This window comes from Fulvivirga sp. M361, from assembly GCF_007097395.1.
Taxonomy (GTDB): domain Bacteria; phylum Bacteroidota; class Bacteroidia; order Cytophagales; family Cyclobacteriaceae; genus Fulvivirga.
In genome coordinates this window covers 123590-135613 of record NZ_VKDC01000015.1, presented here as the reverse complement: position 1 = coordinate 135613, position 12024 = coordinate 123590, and the positions used below count along the sequence as shown (strand labels likewise).

4 protein-coding genes are annotated in these 12024 nt (G+C 43.0%); all 4 read right to left on the bottom strand.

Features of this window, described 5'->3' with window-relative positions; all coding sequences use genetic code 11:
- Nucleotides 1-495: transposase (locus tag FNH22_RS17345; RefSeq protein ID WP_255518081.1), on the bottom strand; the 495-nt coding region annotated here is incomplete at its 3' end.
- Nucleotides 496-1018: 523 nt separating this feature from the next.
- Complete coding sequence (locus FNH22_RS17340) at nucleotides 1019-1537, bottom strand: hypothetical protein (RefSeq protein WP_143399693.1); 519 nt, start codon at nucleotides 1535-1537, stop codon at nucleotides 1019-1021.
- On the bottom strand, nucleotides 1527-11276 hold the full coding sequence (locus tag FNH22_RS17335) for an RHS repeat-associated core domain-containing protein (RefSeq protein WP_143399692.1): 9750 nt from the start codon (nucleotides 11274-11276) through the stop codon (nucleotides 1527-1529). The genes FNH22_RS17340 and FNH22_RS17335 overlap by 11 nt, the downstream gene beginning before the upstream one ends.
- Entirely contained in the window at nucleotides 11236-12000 is a 765-nt protein-coding gene (locus tag FNH22_RS17330; protein ID WP_143399691.1) for a hypothetical protein, read from the bottom strand. Before FNH22_RS17330 ends, FNH22_RS17335 begins: the two co-directional genes overlap by 41 nt.
- Between the last annotated feature and the right edge of the window lie 24 nt (nucleotides 12001-12024).

Below are 12024 nucleotides of genomic sequence, written 5' to 3'. Positions count from 1 at the left end.
CTCTTGCCCGATAGCAGCCACTCTTCGTAATGCTCTTGCATCTTTGAAGCGTCGTGTCTTTTCATCACGCAAGATTACAGGGTTTAGGCCAACTTTGAAATATGCGGTTCTTCGGATGGATACCTCCGGTTCATAAACCAGGCCTTCTTTAACCGGATTATCATGAATATAATCCAATCGCTGATCCATCATGGTATTGGTAGACAATTCTGTCGGCCGATTATCCTGCTGCCAAAACTGGTAGTGGGTATTGTTGCTATTTCGTTTACCAGCAGATTGAAAAAGCCATAGCATCCATTTTCTTCTACTTTCTTGTAGATTACCCTTAATCCTTTCTAACAATGTTTTACTTGTATGCTTTTTCAGGTCACGTAGTATATCGGACAAGTTATAATCTTCCAGTGCAGCGGCGATCAAATGTATATGATTATTCATGATCACGTAAGCATATAGAAGCAACCCTTTGGATTGCTGGCAAAATTTTAAACTTTCAATGACGACGTCTTAATATTCAGGTCTTGATAAAGCGTCTACCCATTCTACGACGGCAAAGGTGATGAAGTGTGGGGTACAATGATCGTTTATCTTGTATTTTGAGGGCATTATTCTGTATAATGGAAAGCAAGTTACAAACTTGCCGCAATTTGCAGGCATAAGTAACCGCTACGCTCATACTTAAGCCAATTGGGGGGAATCCAACTTTTTTACCTGTTTCAAACTGTCGGGCACTTCTTTTTTTTCGTTCAGAAACTGTTCGGCATAGTTGATCGAAGCGATTAAAAAGAAGAGTGAAAAAAGGAGACTTTTCCGGACCATAGACGAATGGCAAGGTAGTAACATTTTGATGGAATAGGGAGCGGAATTTTGATTTTATACAGCACTTTGATAAATGCCGGGTTGTAGTCGGCCAGAGGCCTTAGAGATAGTCATCACTTGTGAACCTGGCAGCAATTTCTAAGCATAAGTAACCGCTACCCTTATACTTAAGCCAGGTCAGGACTGATGGAGCCAGCCATAATTAAAACTTATTTCTGTCAATTACATTTCCCCAACCTCTATTTGCGCTAAATGGAGTAATTAAAAATCTATTTGTATCTGGGAGTATCATATTATTGTCAATTATAATATCAATTATCTTATTGACATATTTTAGGGTATCATAACTGTATTCACCTGTAATTGAGTACAAATTAATGCTCATCACATAACTAAGCATATCCAGTATATTATTCAAACACGTGGGCCATGTCTCATAAAGCTTTATTAAGTCTTGGTAATCTTGAAGGCTAATGCTTTCAAATTCCGAATATCCATCAGATTTCTCATCCAGAATACATTCAGGAGCAATATCTAGAAAGTTATTATAAGAATGCACCAAATCATTATTCTCTACAAATTGCCAAGCCCTATCAGTTATTAAATCAATTAAATGATTATCCTTTAACATTGGGTTAATCTTCTCAATTGCATTTAAAAAACAAAATATTGAAAAAGCAACTCGGCCTCTTATGGACACTTTTTTCAAATCATTGATCATCTCCTATTTTATCACTAAAAGTGACTTCACAATGATCACACTTTTCTTTAAGAATCCACTTACCTCCATCAACATTTTCAAATTCAAATGCTCTAGGATCAGATAACTCATCCCAACTTGCACCATCCCATAACGCCTGATTTGCAGCATCACACTCAGCACAATTTGCTTGATTCCAATCTTCAATTTGCTTCTTTGATAATCTTTTCCTCAATTCTGGGTGAATAGATGGATCATTTAAAGACCGGATTCCTCCGGCCCTACCTACATATGTATAGCCAGTTCTTTTATTGGTAATTGCAGAAAGTCTATGGAATTTTTTTCGAATTATTTTTTTTGAATAAGTCTTCAACAAGTATTCACCATATCCCTTTACTACAATATCTTCAACATCAGGTACAACAGAAGTAGTATTAATAGGACCTCCATCCGGAGAAAGAACATCTATAGTGGTTTCAAAAATCGTTTCAACTTTTGACGGATCACTGAACAGGTTATAAAGATAAGCCCCAGGTGCTGATAAAAATAATTGTGCTTCAGTGACTACATAAGGCAGTGCATAAGCTCCGACTCCTATTGCTGCTCCTGTTAAAACTATCCCTTTAACAACTGTAACTCCGGTTTCTAGTTCAACTTTAGATACATGTCTATCTTGATTAGCGTCAAAAGGACTATATCCTTGGTATTGTCCTGGGTACAACACCCCTTCAAGTCCGTCTAAATCAATTAAAGTTATTGAGTTATTAGATGCATATTGATATGGAGTAAGCATCGGATATGATTTAGTAAGGGGATCTACACTCAAAAACCTACCCAGCGCAGGGTTATAGATCCTGAACCCATAATCGTAGTGGTTTAACCCCCATTCTCCTTGTTGGTCCTTTTCTTTACCGTTAAAGCCATATCGGTACCCTAACAGATCCGGATCATACGCCACATCCGGCACCAGCCTTTCATGAACTACCATGAAATCATCAAAATACACATCGGTGACTTGAGGACTTTCATTAGATGTGTAGATGTAAAGGTAACCATCCTGTTGTGGAATGAGTTCGAACTTCAAGCTGTCATGGGTAATATTCGTGCCATCTTCTCTTGCTCCATTGCGAAGAGAAGCAAACCCTGCATTTTGCAGTACATAGTCGTTATCAAAAAACAGATAGTTGAGATAAGCATTCACCTGTTCCGTATTGTCATTTGTTCCTGCAAAAGTGATTCCTTCGGCAAAGAGGTCAGAGAAAAACTGTCCCAGGGCCATCCCCTCTTGTGTGCCCTGGAAGGCAAAGGCATCAACGAAGGCATCTCCGAGTGATGCAGCTACATTGGTCAGGTTGTTCAGATCCTGGGGGGTGGTGTATTTGCCGTATACCTTCATGGTGATTTTATCACCGGCCTGTACTTTTAAACTTTTGGCCAGCCCAATAATGCTGCTGTCATTGGCTGCAGTGAGTTTTACTGAAGCAGAAGGTGTTCCGCCCACTCCCTGATTGACATACGTTTCCGTATGATTAAAGACCGGATCATAAGACACCGGAACATCGGCATAGTTATGAAACTCAGGCAGTTCCAGCAGGACATCGGCCGGTTCCATGGTGGCAATAGAAGTATCAGGCTCCCAATGTACTGTAGGAAGGTCCATCCCATAAGGATAATAACTGCTGGCACTGATAATGGCGGGTCTGAAATCTGAAGGTGTGGAGCCGGTCACTGTACTTAATTTTCGGTCACTCACTACGGTACGTACGTTGCCCAAATGGTCCTTGAGTTCATATTGTTTATGATCAAGGTGTCTTACATAGACATTGGCGGGAAGCGTTCCATCGGTACTTCCCGGTCCTGCAATATTGAACAGATCTCCGTCAACACCATCTTCATAACTGAAGCCCGGCTCTAATGTAAGGCTCACCCCCTGGTCCACATCGTAGGACACTCCCTGGTAAGTATTGACCGAGGTATTGGTGCTGACATTAACAGAAGGTTGCTGGTTATTTTCAAAGGCCCCTTCCGGTGTATATACGCCTATGCGATCACTGCCATAAAGCGGGATCTCTTTTAGTACTGCGGTACCGGCAACGCCTGCTATATCCTCCCGGCGGTAGGTGGCCATGATATTTCCACCGGCATCACGAATGTAGTAGGTGTTGTGCTCATTACCGAATTCATCGGTGGTTTGTTTACGCACGCGATTACCGGCTGGATCATAGGTGAACCTAGTGCCGCCGTTGGTCTTAATGAGTTCGTCTACTTTACCGTATACCGTCCATTCAATGTTCATTCCTTCCTGGTGATCACGTACCAGGTTACCTATGGAGTCGTACTCATAGTTATGGATGGTCTGTGTCTCTATGTCTTTTGCATGTAATTCGGCATCGGTGATGGCATCAGATACATGGTCAAGGCGATTTTTGCCATTTTGCAAATGGTAGGTGAGCGCATCAAAATGGTTCGCATCTATATCATTTCGATCCAGGGTCACCAGGTTTCCATTGGCATCTAAGGTAAAATCCGCCTGGAACCCACCCCGGTTATAAAAAATGTCGTCACGGCCTACATTAAACCGGCTGTCGCGAATACGGTTTAACTCATCATAGGTGTACTGATACCCTGTGTGCATCCAGCTATCGTCAGAAGCATGTGTAGCCATTTCCCAGGCACTTATATTGCCATTATACAAGTCCCGGTTGCTGGCTGGGGTAAGGCTTCCCAATGTGCTTCCTGAACGCTGGTAATCGCCGCTATAATAGTTCAGCGCCATAGCAAAAGCATCTTTCCCGGTCAAAACTTCCATCGGATCGTTGGTAGCTGGATCGTTAATGGCTTTTAACCAGCCATGGATGGTATAGGTGTAGTCCAGCTCCTGTACCTTATCCTGGCCTACAATGGCTTCTTTGAGCGGACCATGGGGGTAATAATGGTATTCCGCGTCTTTGTCCCAAAGGTGCCCGTCAAGGGAAGTGAATACCGCAGTGATCCGGTTATCCGCATCATATTCGTATTTATGGTAAAACTGGTCAGGCTGTCCCGGGTTATACTTCACTTGTAGCACGTTACCGCTCAGCAGATCATAGCTATACGCTATGTACTTCTGCTCCAATCCCGGTATGATCTGCTCCAGCCACTCTACATTACCATGAGGATCATAACTGTAAACGGTGTACGTGCGATCATTCGTGGTAGTGTCCAGTCCATCCTCGTCCAGATAGCTGTAGGATACCCGGTTACGCAAATAACGTTGTAGATAGGATAGTGTTCCTCCGTAAGCCTGGTTATATATCGTCACAGTCTTCTCCTCCCCGGTAACAGGAAAATCCATCGAATTTATACGTCGAGTAAATACGTTAATCCCTTCGGTACTTTGCCCTACTTCCACTATCCTGCCCAGCCGGTCGTACTTGGTATAGCTATACGTTCCTTCTACCTGCTGTCGTGCGTTTTGTGAAAAACGTAGTTGACCGATATCGTTATAATAGAACCGGGTCTCGCCACCGTCAGGGCTGTTCTGGTTCACTAATTGTCCCAGACTGTTATAGTGATAGTTAGTGGTAAGCGTATGTGTTTCAGGGTCTACTGTATTAAAGCCTTTGGGAGGAACAGTTCGCATCAGGTTACCGGCACGGTCATAATAATACAGCGTGTAATGATGATAGCCCAGATCATAGCTAATAGTAAATTGATCATTAACCTTGGTAGCATCCAGGCAGTTCGTTTCGTAGTCATTACGAAAAACTTCGAGTTTAGTATCCAAAAAATGTTGTTTTTGATAGTCCAGTGAGGCGATGACGCTGTTGACGTTAAGTTCTTCGCAAGTTAACGGCTGCGCTTTAAAGACATATGGCTCGAAACCCGGAGGGATGGGGATGTCTTGTATGGGGTCTCCGAAGCGGAAGCAGAGGGAGGGATAGCTACAAGAACTTGTCGAAGGACTGTATTTTGCAAGGAAATAGTCATTATCAAATACAAGATCTTCAATTATCTTGCCCCCTAAATTCCCTTGGGTTCTTGAATTCATTGCCGTAAACTCATAATTTTCACCTGACTTATAAAAAGTAGTAAATGCAGGCACATTAGCATTAAAATCCTCAAAAAGAGGCGGATTTAATCCAATAATTGTTGCAGTAAGATCATTCTTTGCAATCTCAATAAGATACGGTGAGCTGTTAGACCTTGGATGAAGAATATAAAAATTCAACTCATTTTCATATAAAGCACTGACATGCAATGATATCGACGATGCTCCATTAATAATCCTATCATTGAGCAATGATCCATCTAAAGAAGTATATTCCAGCAATGACAGTTGAGCATCAATTAATGGAGGTGCACCATTGATCAGCTTATCTCTATGAAGGTTAAATACAACAACAGAGTTTTCTTTGGCGTGCAATTTAATTTCTGTTCTCCGGGGATTGTTCTCTCCATCAAATGAAAAGAATTTGTGCCATCCATAACTTCCATCAGGGTTTAACTTTACAAGTAAATACCCTTGTTGTGAATTTGTACTATCAATAACTGCACCATTTAGCGTAACATTCAGCGGGGAACTCGTATTAATCGGACTTATATAGTAATCCAAATAATAGCAATTACCATTTGAGTCAACGGCAAATTGACCGGTCCTTGAAATTGCGGATCCATTCGAGACTCTTATTTGGTTACTAAACCACTTAAACCCACCTAATTGATCTCTTTTTATTATTTGGGAATATGGACTGTAGATAATTGAATACACATTTTCTTGTCCATCCACCACTACCTGATGCCCACCAGAGGTATAGTAATCACGTGTTTCATCACGAACCCATCTTACATACCCGTTAGTATCCATGGAAACCGTATTGTCCGTAATTACACCATTTGCCCTGTTACTGGTATGTACTACCATTCCATCCAGTTTAATTTCAAAGTCAAGAGGTCCATCATAGTCATTGTCCACATTGAAATAAATATTTCCTGAAGATGGGCTTCCTGACATGTTAACGTTAAAATTGAAAGAGGCATTAGCTAAACCGCCGGTCGATGCCGCCAATGCTGTTGTTTGATTTAGTGAAGGCGATTCAGAGTTTTGAGCAAGACTGTCAGTCAAAAGTGTGGGTGAAGTCTGTGATAATCCAATAGCCGATAGAATGCTTACCTCAAGCCGCTTGGTAAATACTAGTTCTCCTTGTGGGTTAAATTTATTAATATAAAAATCATAAGGTGCTGTACTTCCTGTAAGGTCAACACCAGTATTTAACCTGACATTATGAAATGGTTGTCCTGTATAAAGAACATAATAGTTTCCAAATGTATCACGAAAATGGTTTAAATATCGGTTGTTTGAGTAATTGGTCAAGTAGTTAAGGTCAGTACTCATTAAAGTCCTTACCACACCCCAGTTTCCCTCGGAGTTATTGCCTGATACTACATCGGAGCCAACCATAATGGAACAGTTACTATTGCCGTTTGCATTCACACTCACCTCAAAATCAGCAGTAAGTACTTTCTGCAAATTCGTACGTTGCTCTAAAGTATCTACCCCAATGATCTCCCCCGATGTAGGGTGGCGAATGAAACCAATCTCACAGTACCCTTCACAATTAGCCACAAGCGCATCCGTCATAGCTTCTATTTCACAGGCATCAATATCAAAAACAGCAGGGTCTCTGGGGCTCCCTGTGAGTATTTTCACTTGCCTCACAGAATCAAATTCCAATAGAAAAGCATCCCCTTCTATGTACAGGTCCTGATTATGGATATCATCTATAATGGCCTGCTCAAAAGCTTCGCGGCGGTCTTCACAAGACCTGAGGCACCGGCTGGTCAGACGGTCCAGGTTTTTCTGCAGCTCATCCTCAGGATTTCCCACGGTGTAATCCCCGAAGTTGACGCATTGATATATTTTATGTCGCTCGGTGTAGGTCAAACAATCAAACCTTTGGGTCAATGTAGCCTGATTACAAGGGGTATTATCAGGGTTTGAGTTGTAAAAGTCAATATAACCTTCCATGCAATTCGACATTGCTTCATCCTCAGGGTTATAGTAAAAGAGTTCATAGATCCTTTCCATTATCACCGAAGTCAGGCGCCCTTCAAAAAACCCTTCTTTTCGAATGAATTGTCTCTCCGGGTCAGTTTCCGTCTCTCCAAGCTCAATTTCAATAGTGCGAAAAAAATTATGGATGAAGTTATATTCATAATTTACCGGATTGAAACCTTCAGGGGTATCGCTCGGGTCCAAATGCATATTGCTGAGGTATTCATAGTTCTGTACTTGTTGTCTCCATATGTCCCAGACAATCTGACAATCATACAATGGAACCCCCAGGTTGTCTGTTTCAGCGAGGAAGTTGTGCATCATCCTGTTGAATTCCGTCGGTAACATTGATATAGAGCGGCGTATAGGAGAATAGTCCAGCCTTAAAAACCGATAGGTCTCATATCTTCTGAACGACCTTCGGGTACTTACGGGTACGGCAGGGTTTAGAGCACCTGGCTCCCCTGACGAACGATCGAACTTGTCCGTCCAGTAGTCAACAAAGTATTGGACAAAATCCAGGTTTTTAATTTCGTCACAGGTCAATTGTTCCTCACAATCTTCCTGTAAAAAAGGGACACGAACCATGTCCCCATCGCAACCTATCGACACTTCATAATAGGGATCACCTGTGTCCGGAGTTATTGGGACGAGTCCTTGCAGATTGAGGTAATTATACAACCCTTGCAAGTCAATACTTGCACCGCTCAGATAGGCATCCATAGGATTGAATGTTGTGGCCAGTTCATTGTCGTAGAAGCTACGAACCATCGCCAAGTGGTCTTCAATATATAAATTACCCGTTGCGGCGCGATTACCTGATCTTACGCGTTTTTCGAGAATATAGCTCCCTGCCTGAAGACTCATAAGAGTATCACGTTGAAATGGGACCCTGGAAGTACAGTCTACCGCAGTAGCATTGATGGTAAGATTTGACAAAACCTTCGTATCGGACGGGTCTTTTTCATTATGCAGTATGAAGGTCACTTCGTAATCACAGGTTTTGCATGTGTTACTGCACAACTCCTGGATAGTTCCTGAACTCAGGGTATAATTAACATGAAGTCCGGTGGGAATAGTAAACACCAGTCTCTTGGTGGCGCTACTCACCCCTGTGGCAATAGCGGATTCTACATCGATCGTTTCTGTGATGGCCCGGGTGGCCGCTTGCCGGGAATCCAGTCCTTCTACGTTATCGTTGCCGGTACCGATCACCAATGCCGTAGCAATGGCCGCCCCGTCTTTTGCCTTGTACGTGACACTGGCAGTATTATTAGCATCAACCATGATCTCTTTGTGTGTGTTGGAAGCCGCAGGCGCTTCACTGCCAAACATAAAGCCCAGCTCCTGTTGTGCAACACTGGTATAGAAATAACGAACGGTCTTCCCGCCTTTAAGACCATGTGTGCCTCCTACTCCTGCCTGTGCTTTAGGACGGCCTGTACCATCGTTAGCAAACAATGTCCGGGTATAGGGTACTCCCGATGCATCAGGTACCTTTTCATTAATTCCATTATCCGTACCTCCATAATAGCCATTATCTCCTGCCAATTTATCCAGGTAAGCTAATGACGGGTCATTGACCTTAATATCGGCATCAAAATCCGCGGCCGTAAATAGCCCTGTGCCGTTGGACACCAGATCAGGCTGGTAGCCCAATTCGGCTTTTCCTTTCACCGGTACAGGAAGGCTCTGTAATACATCACGACCGCTATAGTCCTGCAATGATTGGGTGACCACTACTTGATTGGCCTCCTCTAGCTTTGTTTGTTGCTGTTGAACCTGATTCAGGCCATTGGCAAAGGTCAGTTGCTGACTGGTGCGGTTCCCTTCCGTGAACGTACGGCTGTAGATAAAGTTTTTTTCCTCATCAGGCTGGGTAAAATTAAGGGTATGTATTGTCGAAGGCCATAAAGGCAGGTTACCGGGATTCGCCACCTTACCTGGCTTATTCCCCACCGGACGCACCTGCCACAGGTACTGCCCGCTACCTTCTGCCAACACAACATCCGTAAACATATCAGCGGAAGTGGTTTCAATGATCGTGGCATTACTCCATCGCAAATCCAACTCATCGGGAACTGTTTCACCTTCAAAAAGCCTTAATAAACGTAACTGGTAGTTACCCACTATAGAACAAGTGCTATTCCAGGAGAAACGTACATTCCAGCTGCCTATACTCACAGGTACGGCGGTATGGCTGCTCAGTTTGATCTTGCCAACACTGATCTCCACCTGGTCTTCGTACCACACTTTAAAACGAACGGTGTTATCCACTATCCCCCCACTACCAGGGTAATTGGTGATTGCCACGTCAATGGTTCTGAGGTCAGCAAAATTCGTGGATACACTATGCTTGTACAGGGCACGTGGATTATCTTTGTTGATGGCAAGTATTCCGTTTTCAGTAAATAGGGTAACACCTGAGGCATCTTTCCCGGTCATGGAAAAATCGACCTGTGTGGTGAATTCCTGTTCCCCCCAGTTATAGATATCTCCCAGGTCAAGCTGTACATTGAGTGCCAATGCCTGGAGTTTTCCAAGACACGAAGATGCCCGCTCTTCACATGTATTCAATACCAGTTGTGTTGTTGGCAAAGTACTCAACTGACCATGTGTAAATGTCTCCTCGGGATCCTTTACGGACACAGCTTCCACATTAACATCAAAGGAAGTAGACGTCCCCGATCCACAACTGTTCTGAGCCACCACACCAATGTTAAAATTCCCGGTATTGGGAAAGGTCACTAAAGCCGTACGGCGTGTTGCCTCTGGAAAGGTATGAGTGACTCCTGCCGGGAAGGTCCAGTTAAGCACATCCGCATTTTGTGCTCCTACTACAGTAAACTCCTGTGTATTGCCCTGGCAGGTGTTGAAAAGTCCGTCAATAAAGTCAATGGCCTTAGGATTCACACCTACTTCAGCATCAATAGAATAAACACAAGCAGCATTGTTGTTTTTGGTAGCTGTAACGGTATAATTACCTTCCAATGGGAAGGTCACATTAGCTTCAAAGCCATTGACACTAACTGTTGCCCCATTGTCTGCGGACCATGAGTAGCCATCAACGGCATTATTCAGTCTGTAAAGCTGGGTTGTGCCGGAACATATCTCAGTATCTGTCCCTGCGTAGGTCATGACTACATTGGGTTCGCAAGGGTTTACCACTCGCAGTTGTTTTATGAATGTTTTCTGTTCGGAATTAGGCACACGAATAACTTTAAACAAGTTATCAGTTTCAACGAAAAAAATAACATTAAACAAGCTGTAACAGGTCTTTAAAGGAACAAGCTCAAGAACATGGATCCCATTATCCAGCGGTGGTAATGTTAACCTTACGGACAAAGCTTCTCCACTACTCATCTTTTTTCCATCCAAGCGCCACTCATAATGACTTGCAAATACCTTTGGAAGTGATGGTGGGAAAAATCGATCAAATACCACAAAATTGAAATCGTATACTTCTCCGGGAATATAACTGGTATTTCTATCAGGATCGGCAATATATGCATCTTTTATAACTGTAGGGGGGAGGCACCTGTAAGCAAAAAACTGCAATTGCCCATAACTCTGAAAGGAAACTAACAGCAAAAAAACAATCCATTTCACCCTCATAAAGGGGGTTAGAGATGGTTTTATAAAGGCATTCACTTTCTTAACCGCTATGATCATATCTTTCACCATACTAATGAGGAGTGTTATGAGAAGATGTTTTTTTCCTTGCATCGATCACTTTGTAACCTTTAAAATCCGGCTTTAGTCCATTCCCTCCATAGACTTGTTGCAGCGCACTGCCCTGAAAGGTTTTTCCGGCGAAGGCCGGGTCGTACTGATGGATCACGAGGTCCAAAGACTTCAGAGGGCCTTCGACATACGTGACCCTGGCCTGCACCATAGCAGAAATGTCCATATCTGCCCAAAGAATAAACTCATCGAGAAGGTAATGTTGTTTAACCGCCTCATCCAGGGTGACGTTCATTTTTATCAAAGGAGTTCCGCTTACTTCATCTTGGCTACACTTTACCTCCTTAGCACTGGATATCAATGAATCCTGTAATTGCAACCAGTTGGTCATTTGTTTGTTACGTAGTACATCACCGGGGTTCCCGGCAATAAAGATGGTCTTTTGATCCGATAACAGGGACACCATAGCCTCTGCATCCTGGTAGATCTTGTAAGCCGGGGATTCAATCAGGGATTTACCTTCTGTAGCGATTACTTTCAATCGTTCTGTCTTTGGAATACCTCCCCCATTAAACCGGATCGATACGGTATAATCCAGGAGATACGATTCTAACCCTCCTATCGAATTCCTGGCATAAAGCCGCTTAAGTTTCTGATGACAATCCTGTGCCTTTGTTAAAGTGCAGCAGGTCGTTAAGACCATAACTGACACTAAAACCAACCGGGGGGGAAGCGGTATTAGAAAACGCTTTTTTCGTGTCTTCAAAGGTTTACAGGTCGGCGCTATCGT